Annotated in this window: 24 protein-coding genes and 2 tRNA genes; 19 read left to right on the top strand and 7 right to left on the bottom strand. The window is 62.3% G+C overall.

The features are described 5' to 3' along the window. Positions 1–55: 55 nt before the first annotated feature. From IC232_RS09135 to IC232_RS09150, 4 genes are read left to right on the top strand one after another with little or no spacing between them, the layout of a single operon-like run. Positions 56–379: an XdhC family protein gene (locus IC232_RS09135; RefSeq protein ID WP_190844609.1), complete on the top strand. Its 324-nt coding sequence runs from the start codon at positions 56–58 to the stop codon at positions 377–379. 5 nt (positions 380–384) lie between these two features. Further along, on the top strand, positions 385–1,077 hold the full coding sequence (locus tag IC232_RS09140) for an XdhC family protein (RefSeq protein WP_190844610.1): 693 nt from the start codon (positions 385–387) through the stop codon (positions 1,075–1,077). Continuing rightward, positions 1,074–2,093 (top strand): molybdopterin-binding protein, encoded by a 1,020-nt coding sequence (locus tag IC232_RS09145; RefSeq protein ID WP_190844611.1) that lies wholly within the window; start codon positions 1,074–1,076, stop codon positions 2,091–2,093. Before IC232_RS09140 ends, IC232_RS09145 begins: the two co-directional genes overlap by 4 nt. Then, entirely contained in the window at positions 2,090–2,677 is a 588-nt protein-coding gene (locus IC232_RS09150) for an NTP transferase domain-containing protein (protein WP_190844612.1), read from the top strand. Before IC232_RS09145 ends, IC232_RS09150 begins: the two co-directional genes overlap by 4 nt. A gap of 29 nt (positions 2,678–2,706) precedes the next feature. Here the strand turns inward: IC232_RS09150 and IC232_RS09155 are convergent, their stop codons facing one another. Further along, positions 2,707–3,009, bottom strand: a complete 303-nt coding sequence (locus tag IC232_RS09155; RefSeq protein WP_190844613.1) for a hypothetical protein — start codon at positions 3,007–3,009, stop codon at positions 2,707–2,709. A gap of 193 nt (positions 3,010–3,202) precedes the next feature. Between IC232_RS09155 and IC232_RS09160 the strand changes: the two genes are divergently transcribed. Next, entirely contained in the window at positions 3,203–3,427 is a 225-nt protein-coding gene (locus IC232_RS09160) for a DUF6894 family protein (RefSeq protein WP_190844614.1), read from the top strand. A 54-nt stretch (positions 3,428–3,481) separates the two neighbouring features. Here the strand turns inward: IC232_RS09160 and IC232_RS09165 are convergent, their stop codons facing one another. The 4 genes from IC232_RS09165 to IC232_RS09180 all read right to left on the bottom strand — a co-directional run bounded on the left by IC232_RS09165 (position 3,482) and on the right by IC232_RS09180 (position 5,974). Continuing rightward, the gene (locus IC232_RS09165) at positions 3,482–3,739 is read right to left on the bottom strand and encodes a hypothetical protein (RefSeq protein ID WP_190844615.1); all 258 of its coding nucleotides are present in this window, start codon (positions 3,737–3,739) and stop codon (positions 3,482–3,484) included. A 95-nt stretch (positions 3,740–3,834) separates the two neighbouring features. Then, positions 3,835–4,461: a 2-dehydro-3-deoxy-6-phosphogalactonate aldolase gene (locus tag IC232_RS09170; RefSeq protein ID WP_190844616.1), complete on the bottom strand. Its 627-nt coding sequence runs from the start codon at positions 4,459–4,461 to the stop codon at positions 3,835–3,837. Between the two features lie 92 nt (positions 4,462–4,553). Beyond that, positions 4,554–4,829, bottom strand: a complete 276-nt coding sequence (locus IC232_RS09175; RefSeq protein WP_190844617.1) for a hypothetical protein — start codon at positions 4,827–4,829, stop codon at positions 4,554–4,556. Between the two features lie 152 nt (positions 4,830–4,981). Continuing rightward, positions 4,982–5,974, bottom strand: coding sequence for a heparan-alpha-glucosaminide N-acetyltransferase (locus IC232_RS09180; protein ID WP_190844618.1), 993 nt, complete (start codon positions 5,972–5,974; stop codon positions 4,982–4,984). Positions 5,975–6,020: 46 nt separating this feature from the next. On the opposite strand from IC232_RS09180, the gene IC232_RS09185 reads away from it, so the two are divergent. The 8 genes from IC232_RS09185 (at position 6,021) to IC232_RS09220 (ending at position 10,455) form a co-directional block, all read left to right on the top strand. Further along, the gene (locus IC232_RS09185) at positions 6,021–6,776 is read left to right on the top strand and encodes an SIR2 family NAD-dependent protein deacylase (RefSeq protein ID WP_246812110.1); all 756 of its coding nucleotides are present in this window, start codon (positions 6,021–6,023) and stop codon (positions 6,774–6,776) included. A gap of 127 nt (positions 6,777–6,903) precedes the next feature. After that, positions 6,904–7,524, top strand: a complete 621-nt coding sequence (locus tag IC232_RS09190) for a cold-shock protein (protein ID WP_190844619.1) — start codon at positions 6,904–6,906, stop codon at positions 7,522–7,524. Further along, on the top strand, positions 7,524–7,991 hold the full coding sequence (locus tag IC232_RS09195; protein ID WP_190844620.1) for a DUF192 domain-containing protein: 468 nt from the start codon (positions 7,524–7,526) through the stop codon (positions 7,989–7,991). The genes IC232_RS09190 and IC232_RS09195 overlap by 1 nt, the downstream gene beginning before the upstream one ends. 38 nt (positions 7,992–8,029) lie before the next feature. After that, on the top strand, positions 8,030–8,497 hold the full coding sequence (locus tag IC232_RS09200) for a hypothetical protein (protein WP_190844621.1): 468 nt from the start codon (positions 8,030–8,032) through the stop codon (positions 8,495–8,497). 625 nt (positions 8,498–9,122) lie between these two features. Next, positions 9,123–9,199, top strand: a tRNA-Pro gene (locus tag IC232_RS09205). A 37-nt stretch (positions 9,200–9,236) separates the two neighbouring features. Beyond that, positions 9,237–9,542 (top strand): ETC complex I subunit, encoded by a 306-nt coding sequence (locus IC232_RS09210; protein ID WP_036352548.1) that lies wholly within the window; start codon positions 9,237–9,239, stop codon positions 9,540–9,542. A gap of 21 nt (positions 9,543–9,563) precedes the next feature. Next, positions 9,564–9,640: transfer RNA gene (locus IC232_RS09215), tRNA-Arg, on the top strand. 107 nt (positions 9,641–9,747) lie between these two features. Next, complete coding sequence (locus IC232_RS09220; RefSeq protein WP_190844622.1) at positions 9,748–10,455, top strand: TVP38/TMEM64 family protein; 708 nt, start codon at positions 9,748–9,750, stop codon at positions 10,453–10,455. Here the strand turns inward: IC232_RS09220 and IC232_RS09225 are convergent, their stop codons facing one another. Next, complete coding sequence (locus tag IC232_RS09225; protein WP_190844623.1) at positions 10,456–11,175, bottom strand: GntR family transcriptional regulator; 720 nt, start codon at positions 11,173–11,175, stop codon at positions 10,456–10,458. Between the two features lie 98 nt (positions 11,176–11,273). On the opposite strand from IC232_RS09225, the gene IC232_RS09230 reads away from it, so the two are divergent. The 6 genes from IC232_RS09230 (at position 11,274) to IC232_RS09255 (ending at position 16,912) form a co-directional block, all read left to right on the top strand. Then, positions 11,274–12,203 (top strand): dihydrodipicolinate synthase family protein, encoded by a 930-nt coding sequence (locus IC232_RS09230; protein WP_190844624.1) that lies wholly within the window; start codon positions 11,274–11,276, stop codon positions 12,201–12,203. A gap of 72 nt (positions 12,204–12,275) precedes the next feature. Beyond that, complete coding sequence (locus tag IC232_RS09235; RefSeq protein ID WP_190844625.1) at positions 12,276–13,292, top strand: 4-hydroxyproline epimerase; 1,017 nt, start codon at positions 12,276–12,278, stop codon at positions 13,290–13,292. 27 nt (positions 13,293–13,319) lie between these two features. Further along, a complete protein-coding gene (locus IC232_RS09240; RefSeq protein WP_190844626.1) occupies positions 13,320–14,555 on the top strand; it encodes an NAD(P)/FAD-dependent oxidoreductase in 1,236 nt (411 codons plus the stop codon). 111 nt (positions 14,556–14,666) lie between these two features. Next, a complete protein-coding gene (locus tag IC232_RS09245; RefSeq protein WP_190844627.1) occupies positions 14,667–15,416 on the top strand; it encodes an SDR family NAD(P)-dependent oxidoreductase in 750 nt (249 codons plus the stop codon). 95 nt (positions 15,417–15,511) lie between these two features. Beyond that, a complete protein-coding gene (locus IC232_RS09250; protein ID WP_190844628.1) occupies positions 15,512–16,609 on the top strand; it encodes an SPL family radical SAM protein in 1,098 nt (365 codons plus the stop codon). Between the two features lie 132 nt (positions 16,610–16,741). Then, a complete protein-coding gene (locus IC232_RS09255) occupies positions 16,742–16,912 on the top strand; it encodes a hypothetical protein (RefSeq protein WP_190844629.1) in 171 nt (56 codons plus the stop codon). Between the two features lie 34 nt (positions 16,913–16,946). On the opposite strand, the gene IC232_RS09260 is transcribed toward IC232_RS09255, so the two are convergent. Further along, positions 16,947–17,144: a hypothetical protein gene (locus IC232_RS09260; RefSeq protein WP_190844630.1), complete on the bottom strand. Its 198-nt coding sequence runs from the start codon at positions 17,142–17,144 to the stop codon at positions 16,947–16,949. Between the last annotated feature and the right edge of the window lie 153 nt (positions 17,145–17,297).

A 17,297-nucleotide genomic window follows, 5' to 3' on the forward strand; every position in this document is an offset into this window, starting at 1 on the left:
GAGGGCTGGTGGTGGCAGTATCGATCGGCGAACTTCTCCTTTGCCGGGAAATTTCATGCTTTCGACCGACACGGATATCCTGAAGACGGCAGAATCCTGGAGGCGCGAGGGCAGGGGCGTCGCCATTGCGACGGTGGTCGAGACCTGGGGGTCGGCGCCCCGACCCGTGGGGAGCCATCTGGTGATCGACCAGGACACGAACTTCCTCGGCTCCGTATCCGGCGGATGCGTCGAAGGCGCGGTGATCACGGAGGCACTGGACGTGATCACTGACGGAAAGCCGCGCATGATCGAGTTCGGCGTGGCCGACGAAACCGCCTGGCAGGTCGGGCTCTCCTGCGGCGGGCGCATCAGGGTCTATGTCGAGCGGGTGGATTAGCCGGCATGCGCCTGAGCCTTCTGTCCGATTTGAATGCAGAGAGGGCCGCCCGGCGCGCAGCCATTCTCGTAACGGACGTTGAATCGGGTGAGCAGCGTCTTGTTCGCGAGGCCGAGGTCGACGGAGACCTGCTGGCCGAGGAACTGCTGGATGCTTTGCGGCGAGGCAAGAGCGGACTTGTCGAGTGGGAGGGCCGCCAGTTCTTTCTCACCGTGCAGGCGCCGCCGGTCAGGTTAGTGGTCATCGGGGCCGTTCACATCAGCCAGGCGCTGGCGCCGATGGCCAAGGGTCTCGACCTCGATGTGACCATTATCGATCCGCGCACGGCATTCGCGACACCCGAGCGCTTCCCCGATGTGCCGGTGCTGGCAGAATGGCCCGATACGGTTTTGCCGGAGATCGGCATCGACCCTTATACAGCCATCGTGGCGCTCACCCACGATCCGAAGATCGACGATCCTGCTCTCACCGCCGCCCTGCGATCGGAGTGCTTCTACATCGGTGCGCTCGGCTCGCGCAAAACCCATGAACGTCGGGTTCAGCGCCTGACCGAGGCCGGATTTGCACAAGCGGATCTCTCTCGAATTCATGCGCCCATCGGCCTCGATATCGGGGCCGTCTCGCCTGCGGAAATAGCAGTCTCGATCCTGGCCGAGATCGTCGCCAGCTTGCGCAAGGGGCGGAGGCGCCTAGCGTGAAGTTCGGGCAGGTTCCAATCGACGAAGCAATCGGGGCTCTGGCGGCCCACAGCGTCCGGGCAGGCGACGTAGTGGTGAAGAAGGGAACCCTCGTCACGGCGGAAGTCGCAATGCACTTGAAGCAAGCCGGTGTCGAGACCCTCATCGCAGCCCGGTTCGAACCTGGCGATATTGCCGAAGACGAGGCAGCCCTCCAGTTGGCTCACGCCCTTGCGGGCAATAACGTGGCTGTCGAAGAGCCTTTTACCGGACGCTCCAATCTCCACGCCGAAACTGCGGGCGTTCTCCTCATTGATGTGGATGCGATCCATGGCCTCAACGCCGTCAATGAGGCCATGACGGCTGCCACCCTGCCGGCCTACAAGCCTGTCGTCGCAGGCGAGATGGTTGGCACCGTCAAGATCATTCCTTACGCCATCCCGGCGGGACTGCTGCAGAAGGGGATCGACAGGCTCGGCGAGGGTGCCCTGCGGGTTGCTCCCTACACCCGCCGCTCGGTTGGCGTCATCTCCACTGTACTTCCAGGTCTCAAGCCCAGCGTAATCGACAAAACCCTTGCCGTGCTCGCCAGACGGCTGGACCCGGCCCAGGCGCGGATCGTGCAGGATCGCCGTGTGCCCCATGAAGCCTCTACCCTGGCAGAGGAACTGGCTCTCCAGGCGAGCGCCGACACGGACCTCATCGTCATCTTCGGGGCCTCGGCCATCGCCGACAGGCGAGACGTCATTCCCTCGGCCATCGAGATGGCTGGCGGGCGGGTGGAGCATTTCGGCATGCCGGTCGATCCGGGAAACCTGCTTCTTGTGGGCTCCATCGCCGGCAAACCCGTCATCGGCGCCCCTGGTTGCGCCCGATCGCCAAAGGAGAACGGATTCGACTGGATCCTGCACCGCCTTCTGGCGAACGTGCCCGTGACCCGGGCCGACATCATGTCGCTCGGGGTCGGGGGGCTTCTCATGGAGATCGTCTCCCGGCCGCAGCCCCGCCAGGGTGGCGAGAGCGAGGGTGAGGAATGAGCGATGTGGCGGCCATTCTCCTTGCGGCCGGGCGCGGCACCCGGTTCGGCGCGGAGCCGAAGCTGCTGGCTCAAGTTGGCGGCAAGGCGCTGGTGCGTCATGCGGCGGAGGCTGCCGTCGATTCCACCGCCAGCCCTGTCATCGTGGTGACGGGTCATCGCGCCGACGCCGTTCGGGCAGAGCTGCAGGGGCTCGCGGTTAGGGTCGTTCACAATCCTTTGTTCGCGGATGGCCTGTCGACGTCGCTGAAGGCCGGATTCGCTGCATTGCCGCCGGAGGCGCGAGCCGCTCTTGTCCTCCTGGGAGACATGCCGCTCGTGACCACCGACCTCATCGACGCTCTCGTGGCCGGCTGGCATGAGAGAAGAGAGCCGGTTGCCCTGGTGCCGACGCTGGATGGCCGGCGCGGCAATCCCGTCGTGATCTCGCGTGCTCTTCAGGCTGCAATCGAAAGCCTTTCCGGCGACGTCGGCGCAGGCCCCATCCTTCGCGGAAGGTCGGACGTTGTGGAATGGCCGACATCGGACAGAGCCGTTGTCCAAGACATCGACACCAAAGAAGAATTCGGCAAGCTCCGGCTTTAGAGGGTCAGGCCAAGCGGATGGCACATCCGTCAGACCGGATTGCCTTTGACCTTGGTCACCATCTCCCAATTGTCCCCGGCAGCGATCATGCAGGCTTTCCCGTCCGGCATAGTCATGATCATCGTCCAGGAGCCGTTCGAGGAAGCGAAAACCTCTAGAATCTGTCCGGGCTGGGACAGGCCCATGCCCACGGGATCTTCCTTGTATTGACTGGCCAGCAGCTTGACGAGCTGTTCGCGGGGACCGCAGGCCGATTGAGCACTGGCTGGAGATGCGGCGATCGCCGTCAGAGCGGCCAACGCCGCGAGCGGGGCAAGGGAAGAACGGACCATGGTATCTGCCTATACGGTTGACCCGCACTGCCCTTGGCGTGCGGATAAACGCGCTATCTGGAAAAAAGCTCCACGGTTCGGATCCCAGCTGTTGTGCGAGATAGGAATGTGTATAGGAGACGTAAGGCGCCCGGTTGAACCTGGCGTCGACAAAGGCGTTTCTCCCGCCACACATCAGAATGAAGCTGGAACCATGCCCCGCTATTTCTTCAACATCCGGGACGGATACGACCTCGATGAGGATGAGGAGGGCGTCGAGCTGCCCGATCTCGACGCGGCCAAGGCTGAAGCTCTGGCGACTGTCGAAGAGCTTCGCGACGAGCTGGCCGATGCCGGCAATATCGAGCTTGAGATCACCGACGAGACGGGGAGGCGCCTCCTGACCGTTCCGTTCTTTCGCGGTGGGCGGCGCCGATAAGCAAAAGGCCCGGCGCGACTGGCCGGGCCCGGCTGGAAAGAGCGCGAGAGCGGTTTAGCACTCGACCTTCTTCTTGGTCGTCGTATCGCCGAACTCGTCGGTCTTCTGCTTGGTCTCGGAGGTGCAGCCGACGCTGCCGGTCGTGGAGGTCGTCACCGACGTGGAAGACGTCGTGCTCGGCTCCGAGGAGCGCTCAATGGTCGTCTTGCTGCCCAGGAGGCCCTCTTCCTTCTTGATGGTCGTGGTCGTGTCCTGAGCGAATGCAGCGGTGGTCAGAAGCGAAGCTGCGAAGATCAAAGCCGTCTTTTTCATCGTCAAACTCCAACAAAGGGGCATCTCTTCCTGAGAACGGCTTACGCCCTCAGGGGTTCCTGCCACGATGTTTCGGACTGACGGTCTCTAAAAGGTCAAGCGACGTTGAGACCCCGCCAGGCAGTTGCGAAATCGCGAGCATTCCGGCGGATTTCCTCGACTGACATGGCCGGTGTGAAGAGAGCCGAGCCGAGCCCGAACCCGTTGGCTCCGGCGTCCACATAGGGCCTCATGTTGTCCGGCTTGATGCCGCCGACCGGCACAACGAGGGCGTCCTTCGGCAGTACAGCCCGCCAGGCTTTCACGACAGCCGGCGGGATGGCCTCTGCGGGAAAGATCTTGATGGCGTCGGCTCCGGCCTTGAGCGCCGCGAAAGCCTCGGTGGGTGTTGCCACGCCGGGGGTGCAGATAAGATCCTGCTCCTTGGCCCGCCTGATGACGTCGAGATCCGCATGAGGCATGACGATCAGCCGGCCACCCACGTCGCGGATCCCGTTCACCTGCTCAGGGTCGAGGACCGTGCCGGCGCCGACGAGGACGTTGCGTGGCATGGTCTTGGCGAGGATCTCGATGCTGCGAAATGGCTCCGGAGAATTGAGCGGAACTTCGATGATGCGAAAACCTGCCTCAACCAGAGCGTGACCGACGGCCTCGGCGTTTTCGGGTTTCAGGCCCCGGAGGATCGCAATGAGCGGGAGCTCAGCCAGGTAATCGCGCAGCACAATTCGCCTCCGGTAGATGCGGGCGGGTTATAGGACACCGGCTGCCCGCCGGCTGCTACTAGTTGGACCGATGCAGGCCCGGTTTCAACCTTTCAGGGGCTTGGCGCGAGAAATCTCGTCATGTAGGCGACTGCGCTGCCAAGCGTGTCCCGCCCATCGGTGCTGTGCTCGATAAACCAGTCTTCAAGGGCGATGCCGGGATAGATTTGCTCGACCCCTGCGAAGAACTGCATGAGCTTAAGGGAGTCGAAGGCGAGTGTGCGCGTCAGCGAGACATCTATGGCGATAGAGGTCGTCTTATTCCCGTCGAGCGATTGGCAGAGCGCGATGACATGCTGGGCGACATCTGCCTTCAATGGAAAGGTCACTGGAGTGGTCCTGGGTAGCTAACGTAAGGGAATAAAACGATAGATACTTTATCCTGTTTCAAAATTCCATGACAAGCTCAAGCTTGCAACGAAAGTCTAAGATCCTCTCTACAGCTCAATCAATCAGCGAGAGCCGCCATACGGGAGGCGTCCTACGAGGGTGGGCTCTGGCGCAGGCATTGCTGCGCGGCGCGTGAAATCCGCGTCTGGTCCTCGGCCGTCGTTGTGTCGTTGAGCACCTTCTGCCAGAGGTCGCTCTGGCGGAGTGTTTCAACGGTGCAGGAGCAGAGAGCCCGGCACGTCTGGGGCTGTGCATTCTGCAGGCAGCTGGCCTCGCACTGGACCATGAAGGGCTGTGCCTCGGCCATACGATTGGGGCCGATGAGCTGCAGCACGCCATAGAGTGCGGTCAGCAGGATGATCTGGTGGGTCAGGTAGATCGGCAGGCTTTTGCGCCCCGCCCAGATCAGAAGTTTCGAGAGCCGGCTCCTGGAACGCCAGCTGGCCAGGGTCATGACCGCCTGCCGTGACAGCATGAGCCGGCCGGCAGCCACTCCGGTCAGCACGAAGCCGAACCACGGAAAGATCGGCACGTAATCGTTGGTGACCGGATCGGTCGATCCGAGGCCGAGCCAGTCGAACCATGCGGCGTCGAGGGCGGGGCTCGTGAGAAGATACGGCGCCACGAGGCACAGGGCCGCGGCGGCAAGTGTTATGGCAGGGTGCAGCCTCAGGAATGGCAGGGCCAGCACGCCCGAGACCGCGATGCAGTGAAGGATGCCGAAGAAGATATAGCTGTCCGGAAAAGCAAAGTACGTGGCCACCGTCACTGCGAGCGCAGCACCACCCACCTTCGTGAGACGTTTCAGAAAAGCGAGACCGTTGACGCCCTTTGCGTGAGCGAGGACGAGGCCAAGTCCCGAGAGCAGCAGAAAGGAGCCCGCAATGCCGCGCGCGAACCAGCGCCAGGCCGGAACCTGCAAGATGTTGGTCTCGATAAGCTGCAGGAAGCTCAGGTCCCAGCTGAAGTGATAGACGATCATCGCCAGAATCGCGAGGCCACGGGCAACGTCGACGGCGTCCCACCGTTGACCCGCAATCGCTTGAGGCGGGAAAGAACCGGCCTTCACATCCGAGTGTCTCATGGGCAGGGGCGTTCCTTCCTGGTCGTCCGGTCTTATATGAGCAGACATGACCGAAAGCCTTAAGTCTTCTATCGCCACATTGCGGGACATGATTCAAGGTGCACGGATCGTGGCAGGCTTCACGGGGGCTGGGATCTCGACCGAGAGCGGCATTCCGGACTTCCGGTCACCGGGCAGTCCCTGGATGCGCAACAAGCCGATTTCGTTCGAGCTCTTTCTTCAGGATCCGGAGGCCCGTCGGGTGGCATGGCGGCGCAAGTTCACCATGGATGACCTTTATAGCGGGGCACGCCCGAGCGCCGGTCATATCGGATTTGCGTCGCTGGTCGCCTCCGGGCGTATGCCTGCGGTCATCACCCAGAACATCGACGGGTTCCATCAGGAGTCTGGCTTGAGGGAGGATCAGGTCATCGAGCTGCATGGCAACGGCACCTACGCCAAGTGCCTGTCCTGCGGCGGCCGCCATGAACTCGCCTATGTCCGCTATCATTTCGAGCGGAACAGCGATCCGCCGGAATGCATGGTCTGCGGAGGCATTCTCAAATCGGCGACTATCTCGTTCGGGCAGGCCATGCCGGAGGAACCCATGCGGCGGGCGCAGACGCTCACGGCGGCTTGCGACCTCTTCCTGGTGGCCGGCTCATCGCTGGTGGTCTTTCCCGCGGCTGCATTTCCGGCCTTCGCAAAGGAGAACGGCGCGCGCCTTGTTATCCTCAATCGGGAGCCGACACCCCTCGATCAGGCCGCCGATCTGGTGATCCATGCGGAAATCGGCGAAGTCTTCTCAGAATTTATCGCGTAACTTCAAGAACATGCAGCGTGCCGAAAATTTCATCGGCCGTTGAGGCGTCTTTCTGGCTTCCCCTGATTCAGGACGATGTTATCCTCTTTTTAAGAATCGGGTTCATGATTCGAGTTTGGGTTATTTCATGACTGGCGATTACGGCTCCAATTCTTTCAGTCTCCGAGAGGAGAATCCTTCCTTAGACCATGGGCGCCGCGAGGTTTCTCAGCCGGGCTCGGAGGAGGGCGCTCTCGACCTCGTTCAGGTCAGCGGCCGTATCAAGTGGTTCGATGTGGCCAAGGGTTTCGGCTTCATCATTCCCGATAACGGCATGCCGGATGTTCTGCTTCATGTGACCTGCCTGCGCCGCGATGGCTACCAGGCCGCCAATGAAGGAGCCAGGATCGTCGTCGAGGCGGTTCAGCGCCCGCGCGGCCTTCAGGCGTTCCGCATCCTGTCCCTCGACGAGTCGACGGCGCTTCACCCGTCCGAGCTTCCGCTGCCGCGCACCCATGTCCAGGTGGTGCCGACGAGCGGTCTGGAGCCTGCGGTCGTGAAGTGGTTCAACCGCCTACGCGGCTTCGGCTTCCTCACCCAGGGCGAGGGCAAGCCGGATATCTTCGTCCACATGGAGACCCTGCGCCGCTACGGCATTGCCGAGCTCAAGCCCGGCGAGCAGGTCTTCGTGCGGTTCGGAGACGGCTCGAAGGGGCTGATGGCTGCCGAGGTCCGTCTGGCCGAGATGGCCCTGCCGCATTCCCATTGATGAGACCATCCGTGCTGCAGCGGTTCCGGCCGGCTCTTCCGGCTCTTGGCTTTGTCGCGGCTTTCGCCGGGGCCGCATACGCGCAGGCTCTTGAGACCCTGTCGATTGCCACTCAGGGCGGACAAAAGCAGTCCTTCCGCGTCGAGGTGGCCCGCAACGATGCGGACCGGGCGCAGGGGCTGATGTTCCGGCGCTCCATGCCGGCGGACCAGGGCATGCTGTTCGACTTCGGGCGCGTCGAACCGGTGTCCATGTGGATGCAGAACACCTACCTGTCCCTCGACATGCTGTTCATCAGGCCCGATGGGACCATCGCCCGCATCGCCGCGAACACCGAGCCCCTGTCGACCCGCACTATCCCGTCCGGCGAGCCGGTTCTCGCCGTTCTTGAACTGAACGCCGGCATGGCAGGCAAGTTAGGCATCAAGCCAGGCGACCGGGTGGAGCACCCCATCTTCAAGCGTTGAGACCGTTGCAGGCAGGGGTGTTCGGCAGGCATATGAGAGTGGCCGCTGGCTTGGCCGGCCTGCTGCTGACGGATGCCGCGTCCGCCCAGGTCGGCCCTCATGCGGTGATCAATGTCTCCCAGAGCCTTCTGCGCGTCTATAATGCAAGGGACGCCGCGGCGCTTCACGAGCTTCTGGCACCATCGCTGCAGGCAAGATACTCAATCGAGGATTTGCAGCTGACCCTGGCGCGTTGCCATGGCCTGACCCATGAGGTCGAGCGTTTCAGTCTGCCTTCCTGGGGTGCTCGCCGGTACGGCTTCTTTGGGGTCTATGCGGAAAACTCGGTTCTCGAAATGGTGCTCGAGATCGATGAGGACGAAAAGATCATCCATTGGGTGATCACCGGCGATGTAACAGCCAAGGACCAGCAATGCGTGCTGAGCGGCACGCCGAGCCCTTTGCCACGGGGAGGGTTTGGGCATCCCGTCGAGCCGTCTCAAATGCTGGTGCAGTCACTTGTCTGAGACATTCGCCCTTGTTCCGCGTTGGCAGGGGGTGAGCTCGAGGAAGCCGGAGAGTCCCATGGATCGCCGAGACCGCAACAACGCCCTGACCGTCGCCGGCTTCGCCATGGGCGTTGTCGCCCTTGGCGCGCTGATTACGATCATGCTGGCGTTCGGATAGTCCCCCGCAAAAGAAAGCGCCCATGCTAGATGGACGCTTAAGTGTCCGGCCCGTAGGGGCAAAGAAGGCCGGTTCTTCAATATCTGCCGCACGAACATGTCATCAATGCGGCAGATCGGGAAATCCAAAGCTGTTGCAAGGATTTGATGAGATATTGTATCTCGTATTAAAGTTCATCTATGAACGAAATCAGGTTGATCAAACGTAAACATTGTCCTAGGAGGGAATTTCCCGTAGGGGCAATACGGGCCGGGAGGGTCGCGGACACTGTCGATGAATGGCAGGGCGCGGCCCTTTTTCCTATGGCGCTGATTGAATACTTTCTTGCCATTAGGAATGTGCTTGCTTTTTCAGAGCATCTCGAGAGGCGTCCCTGGTGTTGACTGACAAGGTCACCCGACGAGGAACTGGAGGGCTTGCACAGGGGTTCTCAAATCGATAGAGAAACCAAGCTGTTGAAGATATCGGGGTGTAGCGCAGTCTGGTAGCGCATCTGCTTTGGGAGCAGAGGGTCGCGGGTTCAAATCCTGCCGCCCCGACCATCATCACCGCATGAGTCTTGGAGAGAGTCCAAAACCGATGCCTGCACGGATTTACAAGCCTGCCAAATCTGCAACCCAGTCCGGGATGGCCCGGACGAAGCAGTGGCTTCTCGTCTTCGAGCAGGACAAGCCCCGCGAGATCGAGCCCCTCATGGGCTGGACCAGCTCGGGCGACACCCGCCAGCAGATCCGCCTGTGGTTCGATTCGAAGGAAGAAGCCATGGCCTATGCGGAGCGGGAAGGCATCGCCTACCGGGTCGAGGAGCCGCACGAGATCAAGCGGCGGACGATCTCCTACTCCGACAATTTCAAGTTCAACCGCGTCGGCCCCTGGACCCACTGAGGTCGAGGCTAGCCACCAGACGGCTCCGTAGCTCAGCTGGATAGAGCAGCCGCCTTCTAAGCGGCAGGTCGTAGGTTCGAGCCCTACCGGAGTCGCCATTCACCAATAGGTGAGGCAGCCGTGCGGCGGCTGCATTCAGAACTTCAGCCCGGAACGGCAGGGACGATCAAGCGTTTGGCCTCGGCTAATCGAGAAGCCCGCGTCCTTGCCACCTGCATCACACAACCGCCATTTCATTTGGCTCGCCGTCGCATCCGTGCTCGGCTTTGTCGTCCTGATTGCCGCCTGGTTCCTGCTGCCTATGGATCAGTGGCTGCATGACTTCAGCCAATGGGCGCAAGGCCTTGGCACAACAGGCGTTGTGATCGTCAGCATTGCCTATGTGATCTGCACGGTGCTGCTTGTGCCGGGCGTCGCACTAACCCTCGCGGTCGCTGTCGCCTATGGCTGGTGGGCGCTGGCGATCTGCTTCTTCGGCGGCATGACGGCAGCCCTCATCTCCTTCCTGATCAGCCGCTATCTTGCCCGGGAACGGGTGAAACGCTTCCTCGACCGACATCCGACGATGAAGGCCGTTGATGCGGTTGCTCACGAGGAGTCGTTCAAGACCATCGTGTTGGCCCGCCTGACACCGGTCACGCCCTTTGCCGTCGAGAACTATGCTTTCGGTGTCACAGGCGTTCGCCTCGGCTCGTTCCTCTTGGCAACGGCTATCGGCATCGTGCCTGGGACGATTCAGAATGTATGGATCGGCGTGATCGGACGCACCGCAGCCGAAGGGGGCGCGGGTGTGATGAACTGGATTCTGCTGGGCGTGGGGCTCGTGGCAACAATCGTCCTCACCGTCTGGATGACCCGTCAGGCGAAGATCCGCATGAAGCAGCAGGCCGAGCCCGCGCTCCAGGGCTCATAATCAGACCGAGACCGCGGCCCTGCCGTCCTTCTGATGCTCGTGAATGTACTTCAGGAGCGACGTCCCCGCGCCTTCGATATGGGTCTTCAGGAGGTTGCAGGCTGCCTCGATCTGGCCCCCGGCGCAGAGGCGGAGCAGTTCGTCGTGTTCGGCTTCGGCTCGTGCCCGGCCATCGGTCAGGGCGAGCTGTAGGCGGGTGTGCCGGTCGCATTCCTGCAAAAGGTTCGCCACGATGGCGAGTGAGCGGGGCTGACCTGCATGTTGGTAGAGGACCATGTGGAACTCCCGATTCAGCTCGCCCCAGCGGCTCACCTGCATGGCGTGAAGCTCCGAGCTGTATTCCTGCAGGATGTCTCTCAGCCGCTGGTAATCCTCTTCTGTCAGGTGCCGAGCCGAGGCCTTGAGAAGCCGCGGCTCGAGGAGTGCCCTGAGATCGAACAACTCCTCGACCTCCGCCGGCGAGAGCGCCGACACGATGGCGCCCCGATGGGGGTGAATCTTGACGAGTCCCTCAGCTTCAAGCTGCATCAGCGCCTCGCGGACGGGAATACGGCTGACACCGAACTCCACGGCCAGAGCCTCCTGACGCAGCTGAAAGCCAGCCTGGAACTCACCGTCCACGATACGCCGGCGCAGTTCCCCGGCCACGGAGGCGGAAATCGTCCGGTACTGGAAGGTCTTCTGAACGGGCTTCGGCAATGGTGCAGCTGGGTTCGTCATCAAACTCATGGGTCAGGAGGGCACGGCTCGCTTGACAGCAGAGATTTTATACAATCTACAATACGGAACTTCAATCCACCACCGGGAGCAGGGTCACAATGGCGAACAAGATCGGATGGGAAGGCGTCTTTCCAGCAGTCACCACCCAGTTCAAGCCGAATTACGATCTTGATCTGGATGCGACGGCCAAAGTGCTGGACGGCCTGATCCGGGATGGCGTTTCCGGCCTCGTCGTCTGCGGCACCGTCGGCGAAAACACGTCGCTCAGCCGCTCCGAGAAGGTTGCCGTCATGGAGACCGCCAAGAGCGTGTCCCGAGGCCGGGTGCCGGTGATCGCCGGCATCGCCGAGTTCACCACGCAGTTCGCCTCAGAGGTGGCCAAGGAGGCCGCGCGCGTCGGGGTCGATGGCGTGATGGTCATGCCGGCCCTGGTCTATTCCTCGAAGCCGCATGAGACGGCCGCCCATTTCCGCGGCGTCGCCAAGGCCACCGACCTGCCGGTAATGGTCTACAACAACCCACCGATCTACAAGAACGACGTAACGCCCGATATCCTGGCCTCGCTGGCCGATTGCGAGACCGTCGTCTGCTTCAAGGATTCATCCGGCGACACGCGACGTTTCATCGACACCAAGAACATGGTCGGCGACCGCTTCGTCCTGTTCGCAGGCTTGGACGATGTGGTGGTCGAGAGCGTAATGCTCGGCGCCGAGGGCTGGATCTCAGGCATGTCGAATGCCTTCCCGCAAGAGGGCGAGACGCTGTTCCGTCTGGCCAAGGCTGGCCGCTATGAGGAGGCGAGGGCGCTCTACGAGTGGTTCATGCCGCTTCTGCATCTCGATGCCCGCCCTGATCTCGTCCAGTGCATCAAGCTGTGCGAAGAGATCATGGGCCGTGGCTCCGCGCTCACCCGTCCGCCGCGTCTGCCCCTCGAAGGAGCGGACCGCGCTCATGTTGAGGCTGTCATGGACAAGGCTCTCAAGAATCGTCCGAAGCTGCCGGACGTGGGCCTGAGGTCCGCGGCCTGACAAATCGAGGCGGTGCGTGACCGCACCGCCTTTCATCTGCGATAAGACCTCTTGTGAACAGCGAGTGAGGCCATGGCGCGCCATACCTTCTTCTGCATCGACGGCCACACCTGCGGCAACCCGGTACGCGTGGTGGGCGGCGGCAGCATCCCCCAGCTAAAGGGGGACACGATGTTCGAGCGCCGCCAGCACTTCTTAGCGGAATATGATTGGATCCGGACCGGGCTGATGTTCGAGCCGCGCGGGCACGACATGATGTCGGGCTCCATCCTCTATCCGCCGACCCGGCCGGATTGCGACGTGGGCATCCTGTTCATCGAAACCTCGGGCTGCCTGCCCATGTGCGGCCATGGCACCATCGGGACGGTGACCATCGCGCTCGAGAATGGTCTCATCCACCCGAAAACCCCGGGCCTGCTTCGGCTCGACACGCCGGCCGGCGTGGTCGAAGCGCGTTACGAGCAAAACGGTCCCTTCGTCGAGCGCGTGCGTATCACCAACATCCCGTCGTTCCTTTATGGCACCGGCTACGAGGTCGAGGTCGAAGGGCTTGGACACCTCATGGTGGATGTCGCCTATGGCGGCAACTTCTATGCCATCGTGGAGCCGCAGCGGCTTTATACGGATGTTGCGGACGTCAATCCGTCCGACATCCTGCGCTGGAGCCCGAAGCTGCGCGAGGCGTTCAATGCGCGCTACCAGATCGCCCATCCCGAGAATCCGGCCATCGACCGGCTGACGCATGTGCTCTGGACAGGAAAAGCCCAGAATCCGGGCAGCACAGCGCGCAACGCGGTGTTCTATGGCGACAAGGCCATCGACCGCTCGCCCTGCGGCACGGGCACCTCCGCCCGCATGGCGCATCTTGCGGCCCGCGGCGCCTTGAACGAGGGGGATGCGTTCGTCCATGAGAGCATCATCGGCTCCACCTTCACGGGGCGCATCGAGGGGCGCACCAAGGTGGGTGATCGCGATGCGATCATCCCGTCGATCGAAGGCTGGGCCCGCGTGACCGGGTTCAACACCATCTTCATCGACGACCGGGATCCCTTCGCCAACGGCTTCCAGGTCGTCGACCAGAACCGCTAGGCCTTAGGCCTGTTCTAGGAAAGTAACATGCGGGTTGCGATCATCGGAGCCGGCGTTGTGGGGCTTGCCACGGCGCACGCCTTGCTCGACAGGGGCCATGAGGTCGTTCTGATCGAGCCCGGCGCAAAGCAGGGGCGTCCGACGGACGGGAACGCCGGCTGGATCGCCCATACCGACATCATGCCGCTCGCCTCGCCGAAGGCGTGGCGGAACCTGCCGCGCTGGCTCATGGACCCGCTCGGGCCGCTGACCATCCGGCCGGGCTACCTGCCGCATCTGGCACCCTGGCTGGCACGCTTCCTGCTGGCCTCGTCGCCCTCACGCATCAAATCGAGCATCGGGGCGATCCGCTCGATCAATGCGGAGTCGCTGCCGGCCTGGAAGAGCCTTCTGTCGTCTCTCGCTCTGAACGGGCATCTCAGAGAAAACGGCATCCTCTCCGTGTGGAGGCACCAGGGCGACTTCAATCGATCGCAGGACATCATCGAACGTCAGCGCAGTTTCGGGATCGAGGCGGAAGCGCTGAGCCCCGCGGCGCTCGCAGAGCTTGAGCCCGCGCTTCGCAACGTAGAAGCCGCCGTGCTGTATCCCGACGCCTGCCATGTGTCCGATCCGGCTGTTCTGGCTGCTGACCTTCTGCGACTGGCTCTGGAGCGCGGCGCGGTTCCTGTGGCGGCGCACGCTTCAAGAATCGAGCTGCAAAACAGGGACGTGCGCGTTCATACGGATGGGGGAGGTCCGGCCGTGACCGCCGACCAGGTAGTGGTCTCGGCCGGCATCTGGTCTCGCGCATTGGCGGCTCAACTCGGCGACCGGATTCCGCTCGATACGGAGCGAGGCTACAACGCGACCTATGCGAAGGGCACGTTCGGGATCGGCCGGCCAATCATGTTCGAGGGCGAGGGCTTCGTCACGACGCCACTCAATACGGGCGACCGGGTTGGTGGCGCGGTCGAGTTCGCCGGACTTGAGGCTGCGCCCAACCACAGTCGAACCGACGCCATGGTGCAGCGCCTGACGCGATTCCTGCCACATCTGCAATCCCAACCGGCCGCAAAGCGATGGATGGGCTTCCGGCCCTCGATTCCGGACTCCCTGCCGGTAATCGGGCCTGCCGGACGGGACCGGCGCGTGATCTACGCCTTCGGTCACGGGCATTACGGTCTTACCCAGGCAGCCATCACGGCCCAGATGGTGGCGAGCATGCTTGAGGGGCGATCCGGCCCGGTCGACGGGAGCCCCTTCTCTGCGCGGCGCTTCTGATCCGGCTGCCTCGTTCACGAAAACTGACGGTGGATGCGGGACGGGCTGAAAGGTCTTTCCCTGCATGAGGAAGGCCGCGCATAATTGCGTGTCACTCCTGCCGGGAATCCCATGGCCTCATCGAACCTATTCGCAAGTCTTGAGCGGCCCTCGCGAGCCGCCGTCATCGGCGCTTCCGGAGGAATCGGAACGGCCGCCACGGAACTGCTCGCGGGAGAGGGGTTCGAGACTGTTCATGCCCTTGCACGAAAGGAACGCGACAACGAGTCCGTGGGGGTAAGCTCCGGCGTCATCGACATCGAACACGAGTTTAGCATCGCTGCGGCAGCCGATGGACTCCGGTACGGTGCCCCTTTGCGCCTTGTCGTTGTGGCAACCGGATTGCTCCATGCCGCGGATCATCAGCCGGAGAAAACCTATCGCAGTCTCGATCCGGAACTCCTGGCCCGGAGCTTTCGTGTCAATGCTATCGGCCCCGCGCTTGTCGCCAAGCACATGGTCCCTCTGTTGCCGAAAAATGGAAAGAGCATCTTCGCTGTGATCTCGGCTCGTGTCGGCAGCATCGAGGACAATCGGCTCGGTGGGTGGTACGGCTACCGCGCCTCGAAGGCTGCTCTCAACCAGTTCATGCGGACCCTGGCGGTCGAAGTCAGACGCCAGAAGCCCGACGCCATCTGTGTCGCGCTTCATCCTGGAACCGTCGACACGGCCCTGAGCCATCCCTTCCAAAGCGGGGTTGAAAGCGGGAAGCTGTTCACACCGGCCTATTCAGCCCAGCGGCTGCTCATGGTGCTGGATGGCCTCACTGCTACGGACAGCGGCGGGTTCTTCGCCTGGGATGGTCAACGCATCCCGTTCTGAGGTTTGCGTCGGATCAGACCTGAAGCTGTGGCAGATTGCCCGCGAAGGATCCTGCGTTCCCGATCGGCGTTCACTCCGCTGAAGGAGATGCCGCTTTGAACGCCGAATTGGCTCTGGACGAGAGGAGGGAGGCTGCGCCCAAGATCTGGCGACCCAGGCGCGTGCTCGTCACGCCGGCGGCGCTGGAATGGGAGCACGGCCGCGCCATTCTTGAACGGGCGTCGTCGCTGGGATCGGAAATCGTCGAGCTGAAAAGCAACCGGCTCACGGGCCTGACCGGCGAGAATGAGCGGCAGAGCTATGTGAATGCCAAGACGACGCTCGCCGTTGTCGTGGCGCCTCCCGGCAAGCTTCGCCTGCAGCCCATACCGCCGAGCGCGGACTGGCGGGTCGATCTGGCAGAAGGCTGCCCGGCTCATTGCCAGTACTGTTACCTCGCAGGCTCCCTGTCGGGCCCTCCAGTCACGAGGGTTTACGCCAACATGCCCGACATCCTCGGCAGCCTAGAAGACTATGCAGGCAAGGGCGCCGTCACCTCCAGGTCAGCGGACCGGATGCATGAGGGCACCACGTTCGAGGCGTCCTGCTATACTGACCCGCTGGGGATTGAGCACCTCACCGGATCGCTGGCGGCGACGATCGCGCATTTCGGATCGTGGGAGGCTCCTGTGCAGCTCCGCTTCACCACCAAGTATGACGCGGTCCAGCCTCTGCTCGCGGTCTCGCATAACCGACGCACCCGGATCCGCTTTTCCGTCAACGCGAAGCCGGCGGCTCGCTTCGAGGGCGGCACCGCATCGGTCGCGGCGCGGCTGAACGCCATGCGATCGGCGGCCCTGGCCGGCTACAGGGTCGGCCTGACGATTGCGCCGATCATGCCTGTCGAGAACTGGCGCGAGGCCTATGGCACTTTGCTCGAGGATGCCGCTGCCGCAATGCGGGACGTGCCCGATCTCGACCTGTCGGTGGAACTCATCACCCACCGTTTCACGCCAGGGTCCAAGACCGTCCTGAACGGGTGGTATCCGGGTTCGGACCTGGACATGGACGAGCAGACACGGGCGCGGAAGACAACCAAGTTCAACTCGGTCAAATTTGTCTACACATCCGATCTCATGAAGCAGATGCGAGGCTTCTTTGAGCATGCGGTCAGAGACCATCTTCCGTCTGCTCGGATTCTCTACTGGACCTGAAGGCCATCACCAGAACAAATTGACACGACCTTGATCGGCAACAGGGAAAGACCCGAATGCTCCGCTGCGATGCGCAGGACACCTCCGACAGGAACGGAGGCTTACCTGCTCAGCTTGATCGTTCGACTCTAGATGATCGCGGCCGGCTTCGTGACGGGCTGGTTCGTCGCCAAGGATGCGCCGATCTTCGGCGTCGCGCAGGTGATGATGACTCTCGTCCTGGTCGCGCTCATCGTTGCCGTCGTGGCATTGCGGCCGCAAGGTTGGACGACGGCCCTCACTCGCTTTCATAGACCTCGATGAAGGAGACGGTGGAGTGCGGCGGTCCAAAGTTTATCTAGTGCTGAACTCCGAGCGGCCAGGGTGCGAACAGGTTTGGGCGTCTCCACAAAACGAAGTGGTCCTGCACGGCGAGCTGAAGGCCGGCGTCCTTTTCCAAAAGGGCGATCTGCGCTTCGATCATCTTGAGTTGCCGCTCAAGCTTTGCAGCGCGACGGGCTTTCGACTCAGACGGCTTTCTTTTCCTGCTCTTCATCTGGCACCTCATGGTCCGAAAAGCAGCCTTGACTCTCCCTGCTGAGGAAGACGACGGCCGAGTTTCGGAGAGCCATGCTTGTGCCCCCTTGCAAATCGTTCGTTGTGTTGTTGATTCGAATCCTACCTGAGGGTCCGCACCTCGTCTGTCAGG

This window comes from Microvirga sp. (assembly GCF_014699075.1).
In the GTDB taxonomy this organism is placed as follows: Bacteria; Pseudomonadota; Alphaproteobacteria; order Rhizobiales; family Beijerinckiaceae; genus Microvirga.